Origin of the sequence: Roseobacter sp. MED193 (assembly GCF_000152965.1) — a bacterium.
GTDB lineage: Bacteria > Pseudomonadota > Alphaproteobacteria > Rhodobacterales > Rhodobacteraceae > Pseudophaeobacter.
The window spans coordinates 3,491,576-3,515,635 of the sequence record NZ_CH902583.1 but is presented as its reverse complement, the minus strand read 5'-3'; the positions used below and the strand labels follow the sequence as shown (position 1 = coordinate 3,515,635).

The 24,060-nt window shown below is 58.4% G+C and carries 22 protein-coding genes and 2 pseudogenes; 9 read left to right on the top strand and 15 right to left on the bottom strand.

Going from position 1 to position 24,060, the window contains the following annotated elements; genetic code table 11:
• The first annotated feature begins 3 nt into the window (after nucleotides 1–3).
• Together MED193_RS22395 and fabG are read left to right on the top strand one after the other, a co-directional pair.
• On the top strand, nucleotides 4–402 hold the full coding sequence (locus MED193_RS22395; RefSeq protein WP_157041422.1) for a hypothetical protein: 399 nt from the start codon (nucleotides 4–6) through the stop codon (nucleotides 400–402).
• On the top strand, nucleotides 399–1,115 hold the full coding sequence (fabG, locus tag MED193_RS19235) for a 3-oxoacyl-ACP reductase FabG (protein ID WP_039966418.1): 717 nt from the start codon (nucleotides 399–401) through the stop codon (nucleotides 1,113–1,115). The genes MED193_RS22395 and fabG overlap by 4 nt, the downstream gene beginning before the upstream one ends.
• 4 nt (nucleotides 1,116–1,119) lie before the next feature.
• Here the strand turns inward: fabG and MED193_RS22390 are convergent, their stop codons facing one another.
• From MED193_RS22390 to MED193_RS19205, 6 genes and pseudogenes are all read right to left on the bottom strand, one after another.
• Nucleotides 1,120–2,160: a hypothetical protein gene (locus MED193_RS22390; protein WP_009811446.1), complete on the bottom strand. Its 1,041-nt coding sequence runs from the start codon at nucleotides 2,158–2,160 to the stop codon at nucleotides 1,120–1,122.
• A gap of 161 nt (nucleotides 2,161–2,321) precedes the next feature.
• Nucleotides 2,322–4,097, bottom strand: a complete 1,776-nt coding sequence (locus MED193_RS19225; protein WP_009811445.1) for a carboxyl transferase domain-containing protein — start codon at nucleotides 4,095–4,097, stop codon at nucleotides 2,322–2,324.
• A gap of 399 nt (nucleotides 4,098–4,496) precedes the next feature.
• Nucleotides 4,497–4,940 carry a periplasmic heavy metal sensor gene (locus MED193_RS19220; protein WP_009811444.1) on the bottom strand — a complete coding sequence of 148 codons (444 nt, stop codon included), beginning with the start codon at nucleotides 4,938–4,940 and terminating at the stop codon, nucleotides 4,497–4,499.
• Nucleotides 4,941–4,972: 32 nt separating this feature from the next.
• The gene (locus MED193_RS19215; protein WP_009811443.1) at nucleotides 4,973–5,395 is read right to left on the bottom strand and encodes a hypothetical protein; all 423 of its coding nucleotides are present in this window, start codon (nucleotides 5,393–5,395) and stop codon (nucleotides 4,973–4,975) included.
• A pseudogene (locus MED193_RS19210) lies at nucleotides 5,388–5,973 on the bottom strand (RNA polymerase sigma factor). Before MED193_RS19210 ends, MED193_RS19215 begins: the two are co-directional and overlap by 8 nt.
• 88 nt (nucleotides 5,974–6,061) lie before the next feature.
• Nucleotides 6,062–6,568 (bottom strand): EF-hand domain-containing protein, encoded by a 507-nt coding sequence (locus MED193_RS19205; RefSeq protein ID WP_009811440.1) that lies wholly within the window; start codon nucleotides 6,566–6,568, stop codon nucleotides 6,062–6,064.
• Between the two features lie 211 nt (nucleotides 6,569–6,779).
• Between MED193_RS19205 and MED193_RS19200 the strand changes: the two genes are divergently transcribed.
• Together MED193_RS19200 and MED193_RS19195 are read left to right on the top strand one after the other, a co-directional pair.
• The gene (locus tag MED193_RS19200) at nucleotides 6,780–7,208 is read left to right on the top strand and encodes a DUF983 domain-containing protein (RefSeq protein ID WP_009811439.1); all 429 of its coding nucleotides are present in this window, start codon (nucleotides 6,780–6,782) and stop codon (nucleotides 7,206–7,208) included.
• Between the two features lie 35 nt (nucleotides 7,209–7,243).
• A complete protein-coding gene (locus MED193_RS19195; RefSeq protein WP_009811438.1) occupies nucleotides 7,244–7,975 on the top strand; it encodes an NUDIX hydrolase in 732 nt (243 codons plus the stop codon).
• Nucleotides 7,976–8,010: 35 nt separating this feature from the next.
• Here the strand turns inward: MED193_RS19195 and MED193_RS19190 are convergent, their stop codons facing one another.
• The 3 genes and pseudogenes from MED193_RS19190 to MED193_RS19180 all read right to left on the bottom strand — a co-directional run.
• A complete protein-coding gene (locus tag MED193_RS19190) occupies nucleotides 8,011–8,913 on the bottom strand; it encodes a DMT family transporter (RefSeq protein WP_009811437.1) in 903 nt (300 codons plus the stop codon).
• A gap of 18 nt (nucleotides 8,914–8,931) precedes the next feature.
• Nucleotides 8,932–9,861 (bottom strand): fatty acid desaturase, encoded by a 930-nt coding sequence (locus tag MED193_RS19185; protein WP_009811436.1) that lies wholly within the window; start codon nucleotides 9,859–9,861, stop codon nucleotides 8,932–8,934.
• Between the two features lie 58 nt (nucleotides 9,862–9,919).
• Nucleotides 9,920–10,111 (bottom strand): annotated as a pseudogene (locus tag MED193_RS19180) (DUF2061 domain-containing protein); the annotation flags it as partial.
• 110 nt (nucleotides 10,112–10,221) lie between these two features.
• Between MED193_RS19180 and MED193_RS19175 the strand changes: the two are divergent.
• Complete coding sequence (locus MED193_RS19175) at nucleotides 10,222–11,085, top strand: helix-turn-helix domain-containing protein (RefSeq protein ID WP_009811434.1); 864 nt, start codon at nucleotides 10,222–10,224, stop codon at nucleotides 11,083–11,085.
• A gap of 127 nt (nucleotides 11,086–11,212) precedes the next feature.
• On the opposite strand, the gene MED193_RS19170 is transcribed toward MED193_RS19175, so the two are convergent.
• The 3 genes from MED193_RS19170 to MED193_RS19155 all read right to left on the bottom strand — a co-directional run bounded on the left by MED193_RS19170 (nucleotide 11,213) and on the right by MED193_RS19155 (nucleotide 14,808).
• Nucleotides 11,213–11,983: an SDR family NAD(P)-dependent oxidoreductase gene (locus MED193_RS19170; RefSeq protein WP_009811433.1), complete on the bottom strand. Its 771-nt coding sequence runs from the start codon at nucleotides 11,981–11,983 to the stop codon at nucleotides 11,213–11,215.
• Nucleotides 11,980–13,455: a carnitine 3-dehydrogenase gene (locus MED193_RS19165; RefSeq protein ID WP_009811432.1), complete on the bottom strand. Its 1,476-nt coding sequence runs from the start codon at nucleotides 13,453–13,455 to the stop codon at nucleotides 11,980–11,982. Before MED193_RS19165 ends, MED193_RS19170 begins: the two co-directional genes overlap by 4 nt.
• Before the next feature lie 438 nt (nucleotides 13,456–13,893).
• The gene (locus MED193_RS19155; protein ID WP_009811430.1) at nucleotides 13,894–14,808 is read right to left on the bottom strand and encodes a 3-keto-5-aminohexanoate cleavage protein; all 915 of its coding nucleotides are present in this window, start codon (nucleotides 14,806–14,808) and stop codon (nucleotides 13,894–13,896) included.
• A gap of 133 nt (nucleotides 14,809–14,941) precedes the next feature.
• Here MED193_RS19155 and MED193_RS19150 point away from each other — a divergent pair, with 133 nt between their 5' ends.
• On the top strand, nucleotides 14,942–15,979 hold the full coding sequence (locus tag MED193_RS19150; protein WP_009811429.1) for a GlxA family transcriptional regulator: 1,038 nt from the start codon (nucleotides 14,942–14,944) through the stop codon (nucleotides 15,977–15,979).
• Between the two features lie 242 nt (nucleotides 15,980–16,221).
• On the opposite strand, the gene MED193_RS19145 is transcribed toward MED193_RS19150, so the two are convergent.
• Nucleotides 16,222–17,265: an aldo/keto reductase gene (locus MED193_RS19145; protein WP_009811428.1), complete on the bottom strand. Its 1,044-nt coding sequence runs from the start codon at nucleotides 17,263–17,265 to the stop codon at nucleotides 16,222–16,224.
• Nucleotides 17,266–17,476: 211 nt separating this feature from the next.
• Here MED193_RS19145 and MED193_RS19140 point away from each other — a divergent pair, with 211 nt between their 5' ends.
• Complete coding sequence (locus tag MED193_RS19140) at nucleotides 17,477–17,878, top strand: rhodanese-like domain-containing protein (protein ID WP_039966412.1); 402 nt, start codon at nucleotides 17,477–17,479, stop codon at nucleotides 17,876–17,878.
• 293 nt (nucleotides 17,879–18,171) lie between these two features.
• On the top strand, nucleotides 18,172–19,401 hold the full coding sequence (locus MED193_RS19135) for an MFS transporter (protein WP_009811425.1): 1,230 nt from the start codon (nucleotides 18,172–18,174) through the stop codon (nucleotides 19,399–19,401).
• 48 nt (nucleotides 19,402–19,449) lie between these two features.
• Here the strand turns inward: MED193_RS19135 and MED193_RS19130 are convergent, their stop codons facing one another.
• Complete coding sequence (locus tag MED193_RS19130; RefSeq protein WP_039967070.1) at nucleotides 19,450–21,156, bottom strand: flotillin family protein; 1,707 nt, start codon at nucleotides 21,154–21,156, stop codon at nucleotides 19,450–19,452.
• 105 nt (nucleotides 21,157–21,261) lie between these two features.
• On the bottom strand, nucleotides 21,262–22,023 hold the full coding sequence (locus MED193_RS19125) for an OB-fold-containig protein (RefSeq protein WP_009811423.1): 762 nt from the start codon (nucleotides 22,021–22,023) through the stop codon (nucleotides 21,262–21,264).
• Nucleotides 22,024–22,270: 247 nt separating this feature from the next.
• Here MED193_RS19125 and metG point away from each other — a divergent pair, with 247 nt between their 5' ends.
• Nucleotides 22,271–23,989 carry a methionine--tRNA ligase gene (gene metG, locus MED193_RS19120; protein ID WP_039966411.1) on the top strand — a complete coding sequence of 573 codons (1,719 nt, stop codon included), beginning with the start codon at nucleotides 22,271–22,273 and terminating at the stop codon, nucleotides 23,987–23,989.
• Nucleotides 23,990–24,060 lie beyond the last annotated feature (71 nt).

The window sequence follows — 24,060 nt, the reverse complement described above, 5'->3', positions numbered from 1 at the left end:
CGCATGCCCCACAAGGGCGCGATGCGATTGATTGACCGGATTATTTCGGTTGAGAAAGACCAGATCCGCTGTGAGGGCGTGGCCCATGGGGATGCCGATTACCCTCTGCGGCTGAACGGAATCCTATACGCCGCCAATCTGGTTGAACTCGGCGCCCAGGCTGCGGCTGCCCATGCCTCAATTGGTGATCTAAAGGGCAATCACACCGGCCTGCTGATTGGCTTGCAGAATATTACACTCGCCATCTCTGTGATCACTGAGTGTTCAGGCAGGCTGCAAGTTTCGGCTCGGCAGTTGCATTTTGATGGCAATGGCGCGCTTTACGATTTTTCCATAGGCTCAGAGAAAATGACTTATGTCGAGGGTCGCGCGACCCTCAAGATGCAGGGAGAAGCAGAATGAAGCGGGCCTTAGTGGTAGGCGGGTCCAGCCCAATTGGGCAGGCCATAAGCACAGAACTCGCCTCAATGGGCCTGCATGTCTTTGTTCATGCCAACAGGAATTTGGGGCAAGCCCAAACCTGCGTGGACAGCATCACAGCAAATGGGGGCAGTGCAGAAGCGCTGCAACTGGACATCGCCACCCCCGAAGCGGCGAACCGGCTTGAGGATCTCGCGACCTCAGGGGCTATCCAAGTGGTCGTTTACTGCGTTGGTGGTCAAATCGACAAACCCTTTGCAGCGATGGAGTTTGATGACTGGAAGACTGTCATCGATCTCAACCTGACGAACTTTTATACTGCGGTGCGGCCCCTTATTATGCCAATGCTACGCAGCCGTTGGGGGCGCATCATCGCGCTATCCTCCCTGACAGCCGTCCGCGGCAATCGCGGCCAGACCAACTACGCCGCAGCCAAGGGTGGCTTCCTACCTTTGGTTAAATCCTTGACCCAAGAATACGGCTCTCGCGGGATCACCGCCAATGTGGTGGCGCCCGGCCTGATCGACACCGCAGAGACGACGGGTCTCGAAAACTATCAAGACCTGGTCAAAATGACCCCCGCGCGCCGTGCAGGCACGGCAGAGGAAGTTGCCGCCCTAGTTGGCTTTTTGGCCAGCGACAGGGCCGGATTCATTTCTGGCCAGCAGATCAGCATCGATGGCGGCTGCTCCTGAGTGCTCAGGCGGGATCCGACCCATTGATACAGCCCTCAAGTTCAACGAGAAGGTCTGAGCGGCAAATATCTACATTCATAAAATGAAGCTTTTCTGCTGCGATCTGCCAGTCTTGGGTCAGGATTTTTCGAATACACTCATAATCCTCGACATGGCGAAAATAGACCTTGAAGTGATCAAAACTCGCCAGATCCATGGCCTGGCCCTGCTGCGCCATTTGTGGGTTCTCATCGCTGATCAAAAAGCGGATATTTTCCATCGTCGTCGTGATTTGCCGACCAATATCACCAGGCCAAATGGTATCAGCCCCGCGAATGCTCGCCGTTCCTGATAGGAAAAAACGCGTGCCAGCCCCGCCAACCAGGGTGGGGGCACGGCGCAGAGTTCCGCGGGCAAAGCTCGGCGATTTGGGCCCAAACTTTGGTGGGTATTTATAGGCTGGGCTTTGCAGAGGGTTTTCAATGTGCAGATAGTCCGGGCGCTTTGAGGCGATCAGATAGCCAGTAATGGCGCTGGAATAGCTGCCGATCCCCGTGGCTGCTGGCAATTGAAATTCATCAATTCCATAGGCTCCAAAGGCCAATGCACGCCCTTTGCAAAACTGCTGATAAATCTCAATCTCTCCGTCAGGGCAGTGATTGATTTGTGGGAGGAAGTTCCAAGACCGCACCAGCGTGTGAAACCCCTTTTGCTGCAGGGTCTCCAGGATCGCTGAATAGGCATGAAAGCTAGAGGCCTCCACCTCATCAAGCCGCCCAAGCTCCCCGAAACACAGGATATGATCCCCTAGATCAATGTAGTGCAGCTGCCCATCAAGGATCGACCCGGTGGCGCGGAATTTATGGCTGTCACCGTACCAGTTCTCAACCAGGTCCACCGGGCAAATGTCAGCACTGGCTTTGGATTGCATCGCTATACCCATTTTGGCAGGCGACGAATTGAGGTCGACAAAATCAGAAGATCCATAGTGCACTTGGAAGATGCACTCAGGTTTTGCAGCGACGTTTCCACTGAGATGATATTCAATGTCTTGGGGTTGGGTCATTGGGTCGGATGTCACACTTAGCCTGATTGCGCACGAACGCGTTGCTATGGCCAGATGACGGATACCGGAGGAATTGTAAACAACCGGGGACTGAAAGCGCTCAGCAAGGCCGCCGGAAAACCAACGGTCCAGGGCGATGCTGCCTCCCGCTGGGCATGCCCCTACCAGGCATCAACATAGCGCGTGCCGGGACTGCCAGGGCCTGCGGTGGCCAATACCCGTGAGATTTCATCCCTGGTGTCAGTCGGGTCAATGACCGCATCAAACTCAAGCAGGCTTGCGGCATTCAAAGCAGAGCCGTTCTGGTAGAGATCGCCAACCAAACGCTGGTATTCGGCCTCCCGCTCTGCTGGATCCGAAATCGCCGCCAGATGGTCGCGGTGGCCCAGTTTCACCGCCCCTTCCAGCCCCATTGCCCCGACCTCGCCCGTTGGCCAGGCGCAGCAATAATGCGGCCGGTCAAATCCGCCTCCCGCCATCGCCATCGCACCCAGCCCATAGGCCTTGCGTAGGATCACGGTTACCAGGGGCTGACTGAAATGGGCACCAGCCAGAAAGAGGCGCGAAATATGAGCCACCTGCCCGGTCTCTTCTATCTCAGGCCCGACCATAAAGCCGGGAGTGTCGCACAGGGTCACGACAGGCAGCTGCCAAGCATCACAAAGTTGCAGAAACCGGGCCCCCTTGTCCCCAGCAGGTGCGTCAATCGCCCCCCCAAGATGCATTGGATTATTTGCCAGGATCCCCAGTGCCTGCCCTTTGATACGGACAAAACCGGTGATCATTCCCTGGCCAAAGTCCCGGCGCAACTCCAAGAAGCTGTCTGGATCAGCCAGCAAATCAACGGCCTGGCGCATATCATAAGCACGTGAACGATCCGAAGGAACGACCCCGCGCAGGTTCTCTTTTGCTCCGCCCATGTGCGGTATTTCGCCTGGAAGGGACAGTCCCAAGAGAACCTTGGCAGCAGCAACCGCATCAGCCTCGTCTTCGCGTAATAGATCGATGACACCATTTGTCTTTTGGACCTCGGATGGCCCGATCTCCTGGGGTTTAACAACACCCAGGCCTCCGCCCTCGATCATCGCGGGTCCCCCCATGCCAATCCAGCTGTTCTGCGTGGCAATTCTCACGTTGCAGAGGCCAAACAGCGCCGCATTCCCGGCGAAACATAGGCCAGAGGCGATGCCGATCTTTGGACCTTTGTAGGCCGCAAAATGGCGAAAGGACGGCACATTCAGCCCTGCGACCATCAGCTGAGCCACATCATAGTCATTCGGCCGCCCACCGCCGCCTTCTGCAAAAAGCACGATCGGCAAATTGTCCCGCCCAGCCCGTTCAATCAATCGGTCCATCTTGCGGTGGTGATTGTAGCCTTGAGTGCCCGCAAGAACCATATAGTCCACGGCCATTGCTGCCACTGGCCGCCCCCGAACGGTGCCTGTCCCGCAGATGATACCGTCACCCTGTGTCCGTGCGTGAAGCGCCTCCAGAGGGCGCTTGCTGCGTTGGGCTGCAATTGCGAGGGCACCATATTCACTAAAGGATCCGGGGTCGAACAAGTCGTCGATGTTCTCGCGCGCGGTACGCCCCCCATTCTGATGCCGCTTGGCCACCGCTTCAGGTCTGCTGCTATCCTCCAGCAAGCGCATGCGCGCCTCAAACGCGGCGAACTCCAGCCGTTGATCCTGATCCTCTTGCTGCGGCGGGATAGAAACCTCAGCTGCCTCGAGACTGACCAGGGGTTCGCCGCCGCGCAGTTCATCCCCTGGGGAGACATGCACGACCTTGACCAGGCCACTTTCATCCGCGCGGATCTCATGCTGCATTTTCATCAGTTCCGTCACAAGCAAAACAGAGCCCGAAGCCACCTCATCCCCCACAGCCACGCGGATTTCAGATACAATAGCGGGGTTCTCTGCATTGATGGTTTTCACGGCCGTCCTCTTTAGTCTCTGGCCGATTAGGGTCCGGCCCTGCAAATGTTGAAAGGGGTCAAAACACAACATGCGTTAGTTGCAGTCTGCGTGGGAAAGGACGTTCCGTCACAACAGTCTTCAAATCAACCAAACCGACAAAAGCCTTGGGCCATTATCGGCGCGACCCCAGCCGCACAGAGACGACAGGTCCAGCAGGCCCTGAGGGCACACAGGGAAAAAAGCGGACAAGACCGACGCAGGCATCCCACATGCAGGTCCAAGGCCACATCGCGCAAAGGAACCGCCACATCGCGAAATGCAGGAGGAGCCGACGACAGCTCTCTTTTGCTTGGGCTAAAAGCTGCGCGTTTTGCAAACCAGCTCTGGTGCAGCAAAATTTGCGGGATCTTTCAGACCCTAGTGCCTTTTGGGAGGATGATCGAGACGGTGTTGCATCCGGTCCGCAAGCTTGCTGCGTTCTCTCAGAGACAGGCCTTCCAGGCGCTGCTGCCAGGCCTCTGCGACGGTGCGCATCAGGTCATTGTTCTCAACGATATGAGCCTCAACAATCGCTCTGACAGCCGTCACGTCCAAGGTTTCAGCGCGTATCAAGGCGATGGTTTGTTCCATTTCGGCACGCCGCCGGTTACGCACATTTCCAGTTTCACCGGCCTGTTTTAGCACCAGGCGATGGACTTCCCTGCCTCCCATATCTTTAAAGATGAAACGGCTCAGCATTGGCGGGCCTTCCATCTTGTGGCCTGAACCGTGAAACCGCCAGGCCGCTCCGGCCCCAATACCAACCACAATCAGGTTCAACGCCAACGACAGGGCCAGAACGACCTTTAACCAAGGACGCATGCCTGATCCTTGGGTCCTGTTTTGTTCATTCTTCATTCGAACACCTCATCGCTGAGCAAAAAGCTCACGTCATAGTCTAGATCGGATACTACCTGAGACCCGCTGGAATAAGAGGCAAAACTGTCAACCGGGTCGGGCAGAAAGGAGGGCGGAGCCAGACCGATCCAAAGCCCCGAAAGACTGGCCGCAACCAAGCCACCCAAGGCGGGCCAGCCGCCAACCGCAGAGACAAACTGCCGCCAAATCTGCCGGGACAGTTCCTGCGGGCTGGACAATAGCTGGCTCGTCTCAGAGGCCGTGTCTCTGGCACTGGTTCTTTCCTGTTGGACCCGCTGCGCATCAGCCAACAAAGAGGCCTGCAAGGGCCCTGGCAATTCGGTGGGGGCACTGCGCGCGGCAGCAAATAGATCCTCCAAATGATCCATTTTGTTCAAAGACTTATCTGTATCAGACATCGCTATACCCCAGTTCCTCTCTGCGATTGGCCAGCGCCTTGGCCAAGGCCCGTTTGCCCCGTGCTGTCAGGCTTTCTACCGCCTCTACGCTAATCTCCATAATCCCAGAAATTCTGGGTTGGTCAGTCTCGATGTGGCGCAACACCACCGCCTGCCTTTGGCGTTCTGGCAACTGCATCAAAGCTGCTGCAAGGCGTCGTGCCGCGCCACATCTGCAACTGATCCGCGGCAGAGCAGGCCGGATCTTCAGGATCTGGAATGGCATCCAGATCCACATGCCCCCCCCGCTGGCGCCGTTTGAGATCAATACAAAGGTTCATCACAACGCGGTACAGCCAGGTGGAGACCTTAGCCTGCCCCGGCTGCCAATCCGGCGCCATTCGCCACAGGCGCATCATCGCCTCTTGGGTGATATCCTCGGCCTCAGCCCTGTTGCCAAGAACCCTTATCGCCACGCCAAGAGCGCGCGGTGCGAGGCGCTGCATCAATTCAGCCGCGGCCTCAGGATCACCATTGGCATATAGCACCAACAGCGCATCATCGCTGGCGGGTGCTACTTCCGATCCAACGGCCGCCATCCTCACCGCGGGCGCGCCCCGCGCTGGCAGCCCCGGGGAGAGGGGCTGCTCTGGCAATATCGGTTTAGAGTGCAACACAGGCGCTTAATCAGTTCTGCTCCATTTTCCCACCACGACCTCCACAGTCCCCGCTAGGACCGCCGTGGCCGCTACGGCGTTTGCCACCGCGATGCTCTCTCGCCTGTTCGAACTCTTCTTTCGAGATCGAACCATTTCCATCTTGGTCGATGCGCTTGAACATATCCCCGTGGCGTCCACCACGATTGGCCATTTCTTCCGCACTCAACATGCCGTCGCCATCACTATCGAGGTGGCTGATCATTTTCTCAACCCGTTTGGCCGCATGTTTCTGCGCCTGCGCCACAAGTTCTTCTGCGGAGAGCTTGCCGTCGCCATTGCCATCAGAGGCGCTGAACCGTGCCGCTTTGTGGGCTTCCATCTCGGCTTTGGTAACTTCCCCGTTGCCATCGGCGTCCAGCTCTTCAAACGACATCTTTGCGCCCATGCCGCCACAGCCAGGTTTCGCCATCGCTGTGGTTGCCGCCAATGCGCCAGCTGTTGCAAGGATCACTGCGAAAATTTTGGTCTGTTTCATATCTGCTCTCCTAAGCGGTCCTAAAGCAGCCCTTTGCTGCCGGATACAAAGGCTAAACGAAGGCAGGCCGTCTTTCCGTCGCAAGAGTTTCAAAAAGTTTTCCCACAGAATTTGCGCTCTCTGAATTGCGGCATCCAGCCGCAGAGATTTCCTTTGGCTTTTCTTTACGTCACAGAGGGAGGATGATTGCAGCAAAATCACAGGATATCCAATGACCGAGTCCCCGGCTTCCAATGCGCATTTGCTCGCAGATACTGTTACAGATGAGAGCAGAAATGAGCGCGCCACCTGGCCAGCCCTTGCCAAAGGTTGGTGCCGCAAATGCCCCAATTGCGGCAAAGGTGATCTTTTGCACTCCTATCTTAAGATCAATAGCAGATGTTCCAACTGCAATCTCGACCTCACAAAGGCCCGTGCGGATGACGGGCCTGCCTATTTGACGATCCTTCTGGTCGGCCACATCATGGCTCCGCTCCTGCATGTGGTTTATTTCACCTGGCGCCCGGAACCTCTCGTAACGTTTTCTGTTTTCTCGATTGGCTGCATTGTCTCTTCTCTCTATCTTTTGCCGAGACTAAAAGGGGTTGTGGTCGCCTACCAATGGGCGCGCCGGATGCATGGCTTTGACAGCAAGAGCTGACATCCCCAAAAGCAACACACGGGAGAGGCCGGTCTATGAGCGATACAGCAATTCAAGGCGTAACATCCGAGGACCGCAGCGCGATCCGCAATGCGGCGACGATCATCGCTTTGCGGGACCGGATGAGCCACAGCCCCAAAGTCCTGATGGGACAACGCGGGGCCAAAGCCGCCTTTATGCCCAATAAATTTGTCTTCCCCGGCGGCGCCGTTGATCTGGCGGATGCCACTGTGCCCCTGGCACAACCCCTGCCTGAGATCTGCCGTGCCCGTCTCGCTGAACAGGCCAGCGAAGGGCTGGATCACACCCTGGCTATTGCCGCCATTCGTGAGCTTTGGGAAGAAACCGGGCTGATCCTGGGCCATCCTGGCGAATGGCAACAAGAGATCGCCGCCGATTGGCAGGGCTTTGCCGCCACCGGACATCTGCCCTCTGCCCGGGCGCTGCAGTTTGTCTTTCGCGCCCTGACACCTCCGGGCCGCCCCCGGCGCTTTGATGCACGGTTCTTCCTGATTGATGCCGATGAGATTGCCGGCGATCTGGATGACTTCTCCCAGGCCTCGGATGAACTGTCACATCTGCAATGGATTCCCTTAAGCGAGGTGCGCAGCTTTGATCTGCCCTTTATTACCGAGGTGGTTCTGGCAGAGGTCACAGGCCGCCTGAAAGACCGAACCCCGCCAACCAGCGTGCCCTATTTCTGCAACAACGACGAAGAGAGCCTGTTCCTGCGTCTCAAAGGTCGCCCGATGCCCGAGATCGACTGAGCCCGGCGCAAGCCCACAAAGCCTGCGAGGCTGGGTTAAAGCGCCAGCCCCAGCGCTAGGATGGACAACACCAACAGGCCCATGCCAGCCACTTCACGAAGGCTGATCTTTTCTTTGAAAAAGAGCAAGGACGCCAGGATGGAGAGTAATAGCTCCACCTGCCCTAGCGCTTTGACATAGGCGGCGTTTTGCAGGGTAAAGGCCCAGAACCAGCAAAAGGAGCCGCCCAGGCTGGTCAGCCCCACCCAGATGGCAACTCGTCGCGCCTGCCACACGCGGGTGATCTCGCCCTTCTCACGCCAGGCCAGCCAGATGACCATCAACAAGGTCTGCAGGGTGACCACCGAGGCCAGGGTCACGGCGGCTCGAAACACTGGCGCGAGATCCCCAAGTTGCAGCGAGGCCCCACGGTAGCTGACAGCGGAAAAAGCAAAGAGCACCCCTGCGCCAAGCCCCAATTTCGAAGCCCGGTTCATCAGATGCTTCCACCATGCGCCAGTGGCTTCCGGTGGTTTGGACAGGACCAGAACCGCACAAAGGCCCAACAGGATGGCCACCCATCCCCAAAGGCTAATATCATCCCCCAAGACAACCAGCCCAACAAGGGCGGTCTGGATCACTTCGGTCTTTTTGAAGGTAATACCCACAGCAAAATTGCGCTGCTTAAACAGGGCAACCACACAGATCGTCGCCAAAATTTGCGACACACTGCCGATCAGGGCAAAGGCCCAGAACTGCGGCCCCATATAGGGCAGGCTTTGCCCACTTACAAAGAGGTAGATTGCCAAGCCGCTGAGGATAAAGGGCGCTGAATAGGCGAAGCGGGCAAAAGTGGCCCCACCGGGGGACAGGGTGACCTTGCTCAGGACCTTTTGCAGCATAAAGCGCAGGGTTTGAAACGTGGCGGCGGCTATCGAGACGGGAATCCAAGTCAACATAGGCGCCTTTATGCAGAGCTACTCTCTGGAAGACCAGAGCGGATGCGGCACGGGATCTTTGCGGCGCAACAGGTAGCGAACAAAGACCTCCTTGTAGCTCCGATAAAAATAGCCCTGATTGACCTCCAGATACCGATCACGGTTTTCCCGATACAGCCTTGGTAGGGCATACCAGGGCACACCTGGATGCAAATGGTGCACGATATGCAGGTTATTGTTCAAAAACAGCCAAGCCAGCGGTCCAGGGTCTTCGATCACCACGGTTCGGCTATGGCAGTCCTCATGGGCGCGATGTTCCAGGAAGGTACGGATCTTCACCAAGGCCAACCCGATATAGGCACCAAGACAGAGCGCCCAAATTGGTGTTGGCGTCGCCAGGGTGATCCAGACCACCAGCCCACAGCCCAGCCCGTGCAGGATCCAATCCCGCACTACAGCCCAATCTCCCCCACGCGCCAGACGCCAGTCTGCCCCCATGAAACAGATCTGCCCAAGCAATGGCCCCAACACAACCCGCCCAAGCAGCGTGTTATTGACCTGTAGGAGAAACCGCCGCCAGCCCGGCATCTCAGCCCAGACATTGGGATCCTGAAAATTTGTCTCTGGATCATCATAAGGGTCTGTCAGCCTCTCATCACGGTGATGGGCCAAATGGGTGTCGCGAAACCGGCCATAGGGCACAAACAGGGTAAGTGGTAGGAACATCAGCGCCTCGTTCAGCAACCGGCTGCGAAACGGGTGCCCATGCAGCGCCTCATGGGTGAGCGAGGAATGCAGCCCCGCCAGACAGCCGAGGCACAGCACCGTCAGGATAAGGCTCACACCCGGCAAATAAAGCAGTACCCCGCCCCAAAGACCATAGCAGCCTAGCATCAGCGCCAAAGTCCCCCATTCGACGCCGCACGGCATCGATCGCCAGCAGTCGAAATCCTGTTGCGGATCAGACATTGGCCTGCCCTGCAAGCCGTTCCGCGATCTGGCCCTCGCCACGAAACTCACTGCGGAGCCCCCAGGAGATCCGGCTCCAAACCCGCTCGTAGATCACATAACAGCCAAAGCCCAAGGCGGTATTGATCAGAGCCATGGTGCCTCCGAGCTTGGCCGACCCGGTCGCCAGAAATCCAACCAGCACCATGGAGGCAAAGCCAATTGCGTTCCAGACCAAGGCCTTAACGAGGGATCGCTTGCGAGTTTCCATATGGGCTGTGCTCCTATTGATGCCGTTAGACAATCAGTAGGGGGATCTGGTGCTGTGGAAAATTCTGAATATGGTTAACTTTTCTCATCATTGCTGTTATTTATCACCATATGCCGCAAAAAATAGACAAACGCCTTCGTGCCGAACAGTTCCGTACGCGCCTCATTCGCGCCCTCAATGACAGTGGCCTCAGTCAAAGCGCCCTAGCGCGAGGCACCGGGGTTGATCGCTCAACTATATCGCAATTGCTCAATGACGACGGTGCCCGCCTACCCAACGCCCATGTGGTTGGCGCCTGTGCCTCTGTACTCGGGGTTTCCGCCGATTGGCTCTTGTCGCTGTCGGATCGGCCCGAAAGCGCGGCAGAGCTAATGGCTGCCAGCCTCTCCCTGAGCAAGGCCCCGCGCGCGCTGGTAGATCAGCGGATCTTTGACTGGCACCGCGAGGCCGCAGGTTACAAAATTCGCCATGTACCCGCTGCCCTGCCGGATATGCTGAAGACCCGCGCCCTGCTGGAATGGGAATATGCGCCACATTTGGGGCGCACTGCGGATCAGGCGATTGGCGCCTCCGAGGATCGTCTGTCCTGGATGCGCCAGTCACAGTCTGATTATGAGATCACTCTGCCGATCTACGAGTTGGAAAGCTTTGCCCATGCGACCGGGTACTACTCTGGCCTGCCGCTGGAGATACGGCTGGAGCAGCTAGACCAATTCGAGCGCCTTACCACCCAGCTCTACCCCCGTTTGCGCATCTATCTATTTGATGCAAAACGGCTATTCTCCTCACCCCTGACTATTTTTGGCCCCCTGCTCTGTGTCCTCTATGGAGGCAGCCACTATATCGCGTTTCGGGATCGCGAACGTATCGAGACCTTCACTGGGCATTTTGACCAGCTTGTGCGCGAAGCCGACATTACCGCGCGACAGGTGGCCGGGCGCTTTCGCGCTCTGAAGGCCGCAATCAACAGCTAGTCCCCTTTACGCCCCGAGACGCGGTTGCGGTCTGCGATGGCCCCGCACCTTTCGTCAGGCGCGCGTCAGCGCGCCGCTCAGGCTCAAGCCCTGGCAGGGGTTTGAGCCTGAGCAGGGTGCGGTCCTCCTAAACCTTGGGGTCGGGATTCTCTGTATGACCATCCACAGCAATCACCTGTCCCGAGACCAGCCGGGCCCCATCCGAGCCTAAGAAGACCGCCATATTGGCAATATCACTTGCCTCGACAAAGCTGCGCATTGACGTGCCTGCTGCATAGCCATCATAGACCTGATCCCGCGTCATGCCCTTGGCCGCCGCTTCGCGTTCCAGAACCCCCTCCATGCGCGGCCCCTCGACGGCACCGGGACAGATCACATTGGCGCGAATACCGTAAGGCCCTAGCTCCATCGCCAGGGTTTTGGTCAACCCCACCATGGCCCATTTGGCCGCCGCATAGGGCGCCCGGTTTGGATAGCCATATTGCCCCGCGGTAGAAGAGGTCACGATGATGGATCCAGCCTTGGCTGCCTTCATTATCGGGGTGGCGTATTTGGCTGCCAAAAACGCCCCCTCCAGATTGACGCTGACGCAGGCACGCCAGTCCTGCAAAGCCACATCCTCAACCAAGGCCGTTGGACCAGCAATGCCTGCATTGGCACAGAGCACCTCTAGGCCGCCCCACTGTTCAGCGATCTCATCAAACAGCGCCTGGACCGAGACCTCATCGGCGGCATTTGCAACCGTCCCACGCCAGCCGGGGGGTAGATTGGCCACTGTGTCGGGATCAAGGTCGGTAATCCAGACCTTGAACCCTGCGGCGGCAAACCCTTCTGCCATGGCACGGCCAATGCCGGAGCCACCCGCCGTTATCAGGACCCTCTTGGCTGCCGCACTCACCTTGGCGCCCCAATGGCCCGGCCCAGACCTTCAGGTGTTTCAAGCGCGGCATGAGCCTGCGCCAATTTCACCAAATTGGCCTCGATATGCGCGGCAGGCGGCGCGGAGCGGCGGGTTTTCAAATCCACATGCAAGAGCATATGCTCCCCGGTGGCCAGCAGACGATCGCCCTCATACATCTCATGCCAGAGATGCATCTTCTTGCCCGCCCCCATGATCACTCGGGTTCTGATCTGGATAGGATGCCCCGCGTGCACCTCATCAATATGGCGGATATGGGTTTCTGCGGTGAAGTAACTGCCACCATTGGCGATGTACTCCGCGTCGCAGCCAATGATCGCCATCAACCGGTCGGTGGATTGGGCAAAGGCGTCCAGGTAGCGGCTTTCGGTCATATGTCCGTTATAATCCGTCCAGTCCAACGGCACCACGCGGCTCTGGGTCAGCACCGGCTGGCTCAGGTCAGTCAAATCCGCAATGGAATTGACCAGTCCCGCTTCGCCTTCCAGGCTCTTGTCATGGGCGTTCTGCAGCGCCCCTGTACCCCAGTCATTGGCCCCAAGCGCCCGCATCATACCCACCAGATTATCGTCGCGAATACGCTCCATCTCACGGATCGACATGTGGCCCGACTGAGCGTCTGACTGGCCAGCAATCAGATCCACCAGCTCGTCAGTGAACTCTGGCACATCCATCAGCTTGGTCCAGGGAGAGGTCAAGCAAGGGCCAAACTGCGCCATGAAATGCTTCATGCCGGCTTCGCCGCCCGCGACGCGGTAGGTGTCAAACAGCCCCATCTGCGCCCAGCGAATGCCAAAGCCATAGCGAATGGCGTTGTCGATCTCTTCGGTGGTGGCAATGCCATCCTTGACCAGCCAAAGTGCCTCGCGCCAGACGGCCTCCAAAAAGCGATCGGCCACATGGGCGTCGATCTCTTTCTTCAAATGCAACGGATACATCCCAATGGAGGAAATAACCTCCTTGCTCCGCTCGACCACCAACTTCGAGTTGGCCTCGGTTGTGACCACTTCAGCCAGAGGCAGCAGGTAGACCGGGTTAAAGGGATGCGCCACCACGATCTGGCCTGCATTCCCCCGACCCTTTTGCAACTCGGACGGTTTAAAGCCGGAGGTAGAGGAGCCGATCACCGCATCCGCGTCACAGTGTTTTTCCAGCTCTGCATAGACTTTCTGCTTCAGATCCAGCCGCTCTGGCACGCTCTCCTGAATCCAATCCGCGCCAGACACCGCTTCGGCTAGTTCCGCGTGAAAACTCAGGCGGCCCTCATCCGGCAGCGCCACATTGCCCAGCCCCGGCAAGGACCGGCGCGCATTCCCGAGCACTTCGCTGATTTTACGCTCGGCCTCAGGGTCCGGGTCAAACACCCGCACATCCCAGCCATTGAGCAAGAACCGCGCAGCCCAGCCGCCGCCAATTACACCACCACCAATGATTGCTGCTATCTTCGACATTTGATTTTCCTATTTAACGCCTCAAGCGTTATCCAGCCCTCTAGTCAGGGCACAAAACTTCTAGCCGCTCACCCTTTTCAAGCACCGGCTCACAAATCCAGGCATTTACAACGGGCGCACAGGTACCGGTCTCGGCCAAGCAAGATCCCGCTTCACACTGGCTGCCATCCGTACACATTTGCCCAGCATCAACAGCCGCTCGCTTTGGCATTTGGCAAAACGTAATCTGCGCATAGATGCCTGTCCGTGCAAACTTTCCACCCTTGGCTGTGCACTCTTTGGCCATTACCCTCTCTTCTTTGGTTCGAGGCCCCCGTTCGTGATCGGATATGCATGCCGCCATGAAAAAAAGCATCGCTCCGGAAATAAAATAGCGCATCAAAAGTTCCTTTTTTGAAACAATGCTGAGACGCTATTCCCTTTGCTGCCGTTGTCAATTCAGCCTTTAGGCGCCCGCTTCACCAGCCCCAGCTGCTCGCGCACCTCTGCCGGTCCCATCAGCTTGCCGCCCATGTTCTCGATAATGGTGCCTGCGCGCTCTACCAGCTGGTAGTTCTCCGCCAGCACGCCCTTGTCGAGCCAGAGGTTGTCTTCCAACCCGACCCGCACATTGCCACCCGCCAGCACAGAAGCCGCCACATAGGCCATCTGATCCCGCCCCAGCGAGAAGGCCGACCAGTTCCAGCTCTCAGGTACATTGTTGACCATGGCCATGAATGTGTTCAGATCATTGGGCGCGCCCCACGGCACCCCCATACAAAGCTGCACCAGGGCCGGACTTTGCAGGATACCTTCTTTTTCCAGCTCTTTAGCAAACCACAGATGGCCCGTGTCAAAGGCCTCGATCTCGGGCTTTACGCCCAGATCCGCCATCATCTGCCCCATGGCCCGCAACATGCCGGGCGTGTTGGTCATTACGTAGTCTGCCTCGGCAAAGTTCATGGTACCGCAGTCCAGGGTGCAGATCTCTGGCAGGCATTCGGCGATATGGGCCATACGTGCGGTGGCGCCGATCATATCGGTTCCGGCCTCGTTCACTGGCAGCGGGTTTTCAACATCGCCAAAGACCATATCGCCGCCCATACCGGCGGTGAGGTTCAGCACCACATCGGTGTCGCTGTCGCGGATACGGTCAGTGACTTCCCGGTACAATCCCAGATCGCGCGAAGGCGCGCCACTCTCTGGATCGCGCACATGGCAATGCACCACAGCGGCGCCTGCCTTGGCGGCGGCAATCGCGCTTTCGGCAATTTGCGCGGGCGAACGCGGCACATGTGGGCTGCGATCCTGCGTCCCCCCCGATCCGGTCACGGCGCAGGTGATAAAGACGTTTTTGTTCATATTCAGAGGCATTTTGGTTTTCCCCGCAATGTACAGGGTTGTGCCTAGAGTTATCCCCAAGCTCTTCCCCAGATTCCTATTTGCTTCACCCCCCAGTCTGCCTCAGCCTTGGCATAGACAGTTCACACTAAGCGAATCGAAGTTGATGAAATCCGCAAAAAACATCCTGCAACCCGAACATCGCCCGCTGAAAACAGCGGTGCTGGTGCTTGATGAATGCAACACACTCTCCTTTGCGGCCGCCGTCGATCCGATGCGTGCCGCCAACCGCCTAGCGGGGCGCTGCGTCTTTGACTGGGACTATGTCAGCGCCACCGAAGAGGCGCCCATGCTCACCAGTGGCCTCACAGTGCCAGGGTTTCCACTGGCCCGGTTGGAGGACTGCGAACTGCTTATTGTGGTGGCAGGTTTCCAACTGGCGCAGCAAGCCACCCCAAGCCTGCTCGCGGGTCTGCGCCGCATCGCCGCCAAGGGCACCACGATTGCCGGTATTGACGGTGGCCCCTGGCTTATGGGCGAGGCAGGCCTACTGAAGGGACACCCCGCCACCACCCACTGGGAGGATCTGGAGAATTTCGCCAGCCGCTTTCCCGATGTTGACTGCCGCAATGACCGCTTCACCGTCTCGGACCAACGCCTGACTTCCGGCGGCGCCACGCCGGCAATTGAGATGATGCTGCACATCATTAGCTGCCGTCACGGCGCCGGTTTTGCCGCGCGGGTGGCAGGCCTGTTCCTCTATGATGGCCCCGCTGTTCCAACCCGCCCCCAAAGCCGCCTTGGCGGGCACAAACACAATGCGCTGACCGCCAAAGCCAATGCGCTGATGGAAGCCGCCCTTGATGAGCCGCTGACCTTAACCACCATCGCAGATCGTCTCGGCACCAGCCCCCGCAGCCTACAACAACAGTTTCGCCTGCGCCTGGGCACCACACCACAGGATCACTATCTGCATCTGCGCCTGGCCGAGGCCCGCCGCTTGGTCAGCGACACGGACCTGTCCCTGATGGAAGTCGCTCTGGCAACGGGCTTTACCTCACCTTCCAGTTTTGCCCGCGCCTTCCGCGTCGCCCATGGCACCTCCGCAAGAGAGCTGCGCCAGAACCGCAACACCCCAGATCAGGCTAGTTTTGGCACCCCAGGTCAATCGCGCCCTGAAACCCCTCGCCCCACCACTCATTGATCTCGTCACCCTCGCAGGCTCCGGGTCAAGGGCCGCCCTGCGGCCCTGCGCAGCAGGGTTTACCCTTGAGGCGGTGCCTGCGCAAAGATACTCGCCATGGCTTCTGAGGGGCAGTAGGGCCCCTCAGAAGCCTCTCAGCATCCTCTTTCTTTTTTGCGCCGCGCAAAGCGCGGCGCCGGGCCCAACTGCAAAGAGGCATTTTAATGCCTCTGGCGCTGGCGGGAGCCCCCCCCTTTCCCGGCTTAGTAAGGCATTGGATGGGCGCGATGGGCCCGGCTGATCTCTTCCAGCACCTCGGCAGAAAGCTCCAACTCGACCGACTTCAAAGCCTGTTCTAGTTGCGCTTGCTTTGTGGCGCCAAAGATCGCGCTGGCCATAAAGGGCCGGGTTCTGCACCAGGCCAGAGCCATATGTACCGGATCCAGCCCATGCCGCGCGGCGATCTCTAGATAGGCTGCAACCGCATCGTAAACCCGCAGCGAATGCCGCCCGCCCAGCTCTGGCACGATGGATTTGCGCGAGCCTTCCGGCACAACACCACCTTGATACTTACCCGTCAACAACCCAGTGCCCAGGGGTGAAAAGGCCAAAAGCCCCACATCCTCATTGACGCTCAGCTCGGCTAGGTCAGTGTCATACATCCGACAAAGCAGCGAATACTCATTCTGAATAGAGGCCACCCTTGGCCCCACACCCTCCTCGGAAAGCCGCAGCCACTGCGCAGTACCCCAGGCGCTTTCATTGCTCAGCCCAAAGGCGCGGATATTGCCCTTATCCACTTGCCCCTGCAGCGCTTCCAGGCAGTCGCGCATATTGTCCAGGGTTTCTTCTCGATTCTGGGTTGTGGGATCGTAGTCCCAATTCTTGCGGAACATATAGCTGCCGCGATTGGGCCAATGGAACTGGTAGAGATCGATATAATCCGTCTGCAACCGCTTCAATGAGCCCTCCACTGTCTCAGCTATCGTCTCAGAGGAGATCGGCGCCCCATTGCGCACCGCTGCCATTCCCTCGCCGGAATGTTTGGTCGTCAGAATATAATCTCCCCGTCGTCCCGTCTTTTTATGCCAAGTGCCCAGAATCTCTTCGCTGCGCCCGGTGGTTTCAGCCCGTATCGGATTCACCGGGTACATCTCGGCGGTGTCGATGAAATTCACCCCCGCCGCCAGCGCATAGTCGATCTGGGCATGGGCCTCCGTTTCCGAGGTCTGGGTACCAAAGGTCATGGTCCCGAGACAGAGCTCCGACACCTGCATCCCGGTGCGTCCCAAGGGATTCATCTTCATGGCGCGTTCCTTTTCTTAACACCTGACAGCAGAGCGGTGGGCTGCCCTGCATTTTGCCTGCGACCTTAGCGCCCCCTGATCTGGGTGCAAGGATCAGCGATCGCAACCTCGTTGCATCTTCTCCACTGGCCTCTCTTGTGCTCCTCCTCGGAATGCGAGAGCTTAACCGGAAACAGGCATTACAAAACCGCAAAACGAGGGAGTGCTCCTGATGGCGCAGAACATAATCAAGGGCGTGAAAGCTCTCTTGGCCGAAGCCAATGAAACCGTAACCACCATGTCCATCGACGCGGCCAAAGAAAAGGCGCAGGATCCGTCTTACGTCTTTGTGGATCTGCGGGATATCCGTGAGTTGCAACGTTCCGGGATGATCCCCGGCGCCTTCTCCTGCCCACGCGGCATGCTAGAATTCTGGATCGACCCAGACAGCCCCTATCACAAACCCGTCTTCAATCAGGACAAAACCTATGTGTTTTATTGTGCCAGCGCCTGGCGCTCGGCTCTGAGCGCCAAGGTCGCCATGGAGATGGGACTGAAACCCGTGATGCATCTGGAGGGTGGCTTTACCGCTTGGGAAAAGGCAGGCGGGGCCATCGTGCCGCGCACCACCTAAACCTCCCCCTCCTCCCCCCGCTGCCGGCTCTGCGCACACTGCTCAAAACGGTCTGGTAAAGCTGCAACCACGATCACTTGGTCGGCGTGCCGCTCACGCTGCGCGCCGCTCCATCAGCCCATGAAGATGCTGCAACAAATAGGGCAAGCGCAGCTGCAGGCGGCATCCTTTGTGCCCCTGCATTCGTATTGGCCTGCGACGATAGAGTTAAAGTCCAAAGATCTGCCTGGTTGCGACATTTGCGTCGGAAAAACCCTTGCACCGGACTCGACTTAGGGCGTTGAGTGGCAGCCATGCGTATGATCCTGTCTTTTGCCGCCTTGTTCCTCTCCGTCGTGCTCTTGCAGTTTGCAACCGGAGGCGTTGGCCCGCTGGATGCCCTGTCCGGATTTACCCTGGGGTTTGACAAGGAACAAATTGGTCTGCTCGGATCGGCGCATTTTCTGGGATTTTTTATCGGATGCTGGTGGGCGCCGCGCCTGTTGGGCACCATTGGCCATTCGCGGACCTTTGCCGTCTGCACCGCCCTAGGAGCCATGGGCTTGCTTGGCCATACGTTGACAAATGACCCCTACGCCTGGGCCGCAATGCGGATTGCCTCGGGGGTCTGCGTGGCCGGAGCCTATACGGTGATCGAAGCCTGGCTCAATGCCAAGGTCACCAACGAGACCCGTGGTCGGGCCATGGGCACCTATCGGCTGGTGGACATGGGGGGGTCTTTGGGCGCGCAGCTGTTCATCGCGGTGCTGCCGCCTGCCTATTATGTCTCCTACAATCTTTTGGCGCTCCTGTGCTGTGCGGCATTGCTACCACTCACCCTGACGCGCGCCAGCCAGCCCGAGACACCCAAAGCGCCACGCCTGCGCCCCAAGCTGGCCTGGCGCTGTTCTCCCCTGGCGGTTGCAGGGGTGATTGTCGCGGCGCTCAGCTCGGCCTCCTTCCGTATGGTCGGGCCAATCTATGGCCAGGACGTCGGGCTGGAGATTGACCAGATTGCCTTTTTCCTGGCCTCATTTGTTTTGGGAGGAGCGCTGGCGCAATATCCAATGGGGTGGCTGGCGGATAAATACGACCGGCGCTGGGTGCTGATCTGGCTGTCAGCAGCTGCGGTGTTGAGCTGCTTCATTACTATGATGGCCAGCCAATCCGGCACGCTTGGCATCATGTTAGCAGCCGGTTTCTTTGGCCTCACTACCTTTCCGATTTTCTCGCTCTCCTCTGCCCATGCCAATGATTTTGCCAGCTCCGAACAGCGGGTTGAGCTCTCAGCCGCCTTGATGTTCTTTTTTGCTCTTGGTGCGATTGCAGCCCCCTATGTGGCCTCCAGCCTGATCAGCAGCTATGGGCCACCGGCGCTCTTTGCCTTTGTCGCCCTCGGACATATCCTGCTGATCATTTTTGGCCTGACCCGGATGCAGGCGCGCCCCGCCCCGGACGTCGAAGACCGTACCCGCTATGTCTATGCGCCCCGCACCTCTTTCACCATTGGTCGCCTGCTAAAGCGCTCACGCGAGCGCAAATAAAAAGGGCCGGAAGTTCCGGCCCCTAGTTTAACATAGAGATGTTTCAGATCAGGCCGAAGCGCCTGGCTCCACCTCGGTTGCCGCACTGTCCACAACCGGCGGCACCTGTTCCGCCGCATTTGTCGCCGCCGCGCCCAGGGCTGCACTGGCGATACCGCTGACGCCATCTTCCATTGACAGGCCCAGTTCTTCGCCCAGCTTTTTCAAGGCTGGCATCTGCACAGCCATCCCCATGATCGAGTCCAGCGCCTGGTTCACCACTGGTTTTTCACCAGCACCGGCGGACATTGTTTGGCCATTGCTGCCATTGCCCCCTGCGGCACCAATGCCGCTAACCTGGTGGATCTTGATCGAGTCGATCTTCTCAGCCGGTTTGACCATTTCAGCGACAATCGAAGGCATGGCTTCCAGACGGGCCAGATCAATCTTCATGCCAATCAGCTCCGCCGAGAGGGCATTTTCGGCATCGACAATGGCGCGTTTGCCTTCGGCTTCAGCCAGCATGTCGTTCTTTTTCGCCTCAGCGCGGATGTTGAGCGCATCGGCCTCAGCCTGAGCTTCTTCACGGCGGGCTTCGGCGCGGTCTGCGGCTGCATCCTTTTCGGCTTGCGCGGCCAGACGAATACCTGTTGCCTGACGTTCGGCTTCACGGGTGGCCTGGATCAGCACGATCTGCTTCTCACGCTCAGCTTCGGCCACCTGGCGGGCGGTTGCAACCGCTTCGGTTGCCTTGGTGGCTTCGGCACGGGCCAGATCAGCTGAGGCACGGGCGCGGCTTTCCTCTTCGGACTTTTGCTGGATGATGATCTGGCGTTCCTGTTCAGCCACTTCCAGCTCACGCTCCTTCTGGATCTCAGCGTCGCGGATCTTGCGCTCGCGTTCAATCTCGGCCGAGCGGATCGCCTCTTCCCGGGCAATCCGGGCACGTTCAGTTTCACGCACAGAATCTTCCGTCCGGGCTGCGATCTCAGCTTCCTGCGCCACACGCATAGTTTCCACGCGCTCTTTTTGCTCGATACGGGCCTGTTCCTCGTCCTGCTCGATCAACAGCTTCTGACGCTGCGCCTCCATCGCAGCCCGGCGCACCGAAACGTCTGCATCCGCATCAATTTGCGCGCGCTCCATCTTTGATGTCGCAATCACCTCGGCCAGTTTACGCATCCCAACAGCGTTAAAGGCGTTGTTCTCATCCAAAGCCTCAAACGGCGTCTGGTCCAGCGCGGTCAAAGACACCGATTCCAGCGAAAGGCCGTTTTTGGTCAGGTCTTCGGAAACCGCGTTTTGCACTTCCTGCACAAAGTCGGCGCGATTTTCATGCAGCCCATCCATGGTCATTTGCGCCGCCACAGCACGCAGACCGTCGATCAGCTTACCTTCGATCATCTCGCGCAGCTGTTCTACGTCAAAGGTGCGGTCGCCCAGCGTCTGGGCTGCCCGGGCGATCCCTTCTGCTGTCGCCATGACCGAGACATAGAATTCTACGCCAACGTCAACCCGCATCCGGTCCTGGGTGATCAGGGCAGCCTCGCCGTCGCGCTTCACTTCCAAACGCAGGGTTTTCATGTTGACAGGGCTGACCTCATGCATGAGCGGCACCACAAGAACGCCACCATCCATGATGACCTTCTTCCCACCTGAGCCCGTCCTGATAAGGCTGACTTCGCGGGTTGAGCGTCGGTACAGGCGCCCAAGCACCAGGCCAACAACAAGCAAGAGTGCCAGCACAGCAGGCACAGTAATAATCAGAAAATCCATTTGAATTCCTCCATCGTTCAATAAAATCTCGGCTGTTTGTTCGGCTGTCTTCTTGGCCATTTCAAACCTGCCTGTGTATCCACGGCCCTAAGGCGGCACGTAGCTTCATTCCGAAAGTGGGATCAGCACATAGGCATCTTGCCGTCTGTCCCGGATCACCAGAACCTCGGTGCCCTGGGTGATTTCCTCACCTTTGGCAAAGGGTTCGGCGCGTAGGTAATGTGCATTGCCGTAGCGATCCATCACCCGCACCTCGGCTGGGCGTCCCTTGGCAGCGGTGCCCTGGGTGACGACGCCGCGTCGGCGACCCAGGCTGCGCTCGGACAGGGCTTCGGTTTCCACCTGTGGCAGCAGACGCGCAAAAACGGCGCCAAAGCTGCGGGCAAACCAGATGCCAAAGGCACCAGCCGGAGCCCCAATCAGCCAGGGGGAGAGGGCAGACCCGATAAGCGATTTCAGCGCCAATTGCAGTCCGATACCGCTCAAGCCAAAACCCAGCAGCAAGGTCGCCAACCAGATCAGCATCGGCATTTTGCCCAGGCCCAGCCAGCCGCTTACCCCGCCAGCGGCCTCGACCGGCGCAGAGCCTTCGGACAGATCCATCCCGTCGATATCCGCAAGATCCAGATCGCCAAGATCGCCGATGGCATCGGCATCCAGCGACAGATCGCCGCCAAAATCACCCAGTTCCGGCACGTCGGGACCATCGATACCGTCAACCCCGCCCAGATCCCCATCTGCCTCACCGCTACCCAGAAAACTGGCCCCAATCAGCAGGGCCACCAGTTCCAGCCCCGCCAGGCCAAACAACAGCGCCAGCGCAAAGGTGAAGGGCAGAAAATCCGGGTCGAACAGGTAGTCAAACATCTATGGGCAAAGTCCTCGGGGCAGAAAAGGCAAACAGTATGCAACGGTATGCAGAATACTTGGTCACGCGCCTGTGACATTTCAAGGCATTGGGAAAAGATTTCCCGCTATAGGTGCGCCAGAGCGGACCGCAAAGCAAGACAAAGCTGGCTTGGCCTTCAAAAATCTGCGGAAAGGCTCAGCCGGGGTTTTCGTGCCGCCCTGCATGGGGTAGACGAGCCTCTGACTTTATTCACGGGTGGATGGCATGGCACGCATTCTGATTACTTCGGCAATTCCCTATATCAATGGGATCAAACACCTTGGAAATCTGGTTGGCAGTCAGCTCCCGGCTGATCTCTATGCCCGGTTCCAGCGCGCCACTGGCAACGAAGTTATGTTTCTCTGTGCCACCGATGAGCACGGCACCCCAGCCGAACTTGCTGCCGCCAAGGCCGGCCAGCCCGTCGAGGAATTCTGTGCTGAAATGCACGAGGTGCAGGCCGATATCGCCAAGGGCTTTGGCCTCAGCTTTGATCACTTCGGCCGCTCTTCCAGCCCACAAAACCATGCGCTGACCCAGCATTTTGCCGGCAAGCTGGCCGAGGCGGGCCTGATCCGCGAAGTGGACGACAGCCAGATCTACTCCCATGCCGATGGCCGCTTTTTGCCGGATCGCTATGTGGAAGGCACCTGCCCCAACTGCGGCTTTGAAAAGGCGCGCGGCGATCAATGCGAGGAATGCACCAAGCAGCTGGACCCCACCGATCTGATCAACCCACGCTCTGCCATTTCTGGCTCCACCGATCTGGAGGTGCGCGCCACCAAACATCTGTTCCTGTGCCAAAGCCAGATGAAGGATCAGCTGGACGCCTGGATTAACAGCAAGAGCGACTGGCCCGTTCTCACCACCTCCATTGCCAAGAAATGGCTGCATGACGGCGACGGGCTGCAGGATCGCGGCATTACCCGCGACCTCGACTGGGGCATCCCGGTGAAAAAGGGCACCGAAGACTGGCCTGGCATGGAGGGCAAGGTTTTCTACGTCTGGTTCGACGCCCCGATCGAATATATCGCTGCCGCAGGCGAATGGGCCGAGGCCAATGGCAAGACAGATGCCGATTGGCAGCGTTGGTGGCGCACCGACATGGGCGCAGATGATGTGAAATACGTGCAGTTTATGGGCAAGGACAATGTGCCCTTCCATACACTATCCTTCCCAGCCACCATCCTTGGCTCAGGCGAGCCCTGGAAGTTGGTCGACCACCTCAAGAGCTTCAACTACCTGAACTATGACGGTGGCCAGTTCTCGACCAGTCAGGGACGCGGCATCTTCATGGATCAGGCACTGGAAATCCTGCCCGCCGACTACTGGCGCTGGTGGCTGCTCAGCCATGCCCCCGAAAGCTCGGATTCCGAATTCACCTGGGAGCAGTTCCAGCAATCGGTGAACAAGGATCTGGCAGATGTTCTGGGCAATTTTGTCAGCCGCATCACTAAGTTCTGCCGCTCAAAATTCGGCGAGGCCGTACCAGAATCTGCCCCCTATGGCGCACCGGAACAGGCGCTTATCGCCGATCTCACCAGCCGTATTCGCGCCTATGAGCAACATATGGAAAACATGGAAGTGCGCAAATCCGCCCAGGAACTGCGCGCGATCTGGGTTGCCGGCAACGAATACCTGCAAAGCACAGCCCCCTGGGCCACCTTCAAAACCGACCCCCAGCTGGCGGCCACCCAGGTGCGTCTCGGGCTGAACCTGATCCGGCTCTACGCGGTGCTCAGCAGCCCCTTTATCCCCAATGCCTCAGAGGTCCTGATGCAGGCCCTGAACTGCGACGACCGCAGCTGGCCCAAGGATGTCGAGGCCGCTCTCTCAGCCCTGCCTGTGGGACATGCTTTTTCCGTTCCAGAGAACCTCTTTGCCAAGATCACTGATGAGCAACGCGAAGAATGGCAGGCCCGTTTCGCAGGCATCCGCGACTAAATCACGCCGCCTGCTCAAGAGGCCAACCCGGCGCGTGCCAGCGCGCCAAGACCTGTAAACCCCGCCTTTTT

Coding starts and splice junctions, on each gene's coding strand:
- MED193_RS22395 (WP_157041422.1), top strand. CDS start 4: ATGCCCCACAAGGGCGCGATGCGATTGATTGACCGGATTATTTCGGTT.
- fabG (WP_039966418.1), top strand. CDS start 399: ATGAAGCGGGCCTTAGTGGTAGGCGGGTCCAGCCCAATTGGGCAGGCC.
- MED193_RS22390 (WP_009811446.1), bottom strand. CDS start 2,160: ATGACCCAACCCCAAGACATTGAATATCATCTCAGTGGAAACGTCGCT.
- MED193_RS19220 (WP_009811444.1), bottom strand. CDS start 4,940: ATGCGTCCTTGGTTAAAGGTCGTTCTGGCCCTGTCGTTGGCGTTGAAC.
- MED193_RS19215 (WP_009811443.1), bottom strand. CDS start 5,395: ATGTCTGATACAGATAAGTCTTTGAACAAAATGGATCATTTGGAGGAT.
- MED193_RS19205 (WP_009811440.1), bottom strand. CDS start 6,568: ATGAAACAGACCAAAATTTTCGCAGTGATCCTTGCAACAGCTGGCGCA.
- MED193_RS19200 (WP_009811439.1), top strand. CDS start 6,780: ATGACCGAGTCCCCGGCTTCCAATGCGCATTTGCTCGCAGATACTGTT.
- MED193_RS19195 (WP_009811438.1), top strand. CDS start 7,244: ATGAGCGATACAGCAATTCAAGGCGTAACATCCGAGGACCGCAGCGCG.
- MED193_RS19190 (WP_009811437.1), bottom strand. CDS start 8,913: ATGTTGACTTGGATTCCCGTCTCGATAGCCGCCGCCACGTTTCAAACC.
- MED193_RS19185 (WP_009811436.1), bottom strand. CDS start 9,861: ATGTCTGATCCGCAACAGGATTTCGACTGCTGGCGATCGATGCCGTGC.
- MED193_RS19175 (WP_009811434.1), top strand. CDS start 10,222: ATGCCGCAAAAAATAGACAAACGCCTTCGTGCCGAACAGTTCCGTACG.
- MED193_RS19165 (WP_009811432.1), bottom strand. CDS start 13,455: ATGTCGAAGATAGCAGCAATCATTGGTGGTGGTGTAATTGGCGGCGGC.
- MED193_RS19155 (WP_009811430.1), bottom strand. CDS start 14,808: ATGCCTCTGAATATGAACAAAAACGTCTTTATCACCTGCGCCGTGACC.
- MED193_RS19150 (WP_009811429.1), top strand. CDS start 14,942: ATGAAATCCGCAAAAAACATCCTGCAACCCGAACATCGCCCGCTGAAA.
- MED193_RS19145 (WP_009811428.1), bottom strand. CDS start 17,265: ATGAAGATGAATCCCTTGGGACGCACCGGGATGCAGGTGTCGGAGCTC.
- MED193_RS19140 (WP_039966412.1), top strand. CDS start 17,477: ATGGCGCAGAACATAATCAAGGGCGTGAAAGCTCTCTTGGCCGAAGCC.
- MED193_RS19135 (WP_009811425.1), top strand. CDS start 18,172: ATGCGTATGATCCTGTCTTTTGCCGCCTTGTTCCTCTCCGTCGTGCTC.
- MED193_RS19130 (WP_039967070.1), bottom strand. CDS start 21,156: ATGGATTTTCTGATTATTACTGTGCCTGCTGTGCTGGCACTCTTGCTT.
- MED193_RS19125 (WP_009811423.1), bottom strand. CDS start 22,023: ATGTTTGACTACCTGTTCGACCCGGATTTTCTGCCCTTCACCTTTGCG.
- metG (WP_039966411.1), top strand. CDS start 22,271: ATGGCACGCATTCTGATTACTTCGGCAATTCCCTATATCAATGGGATC.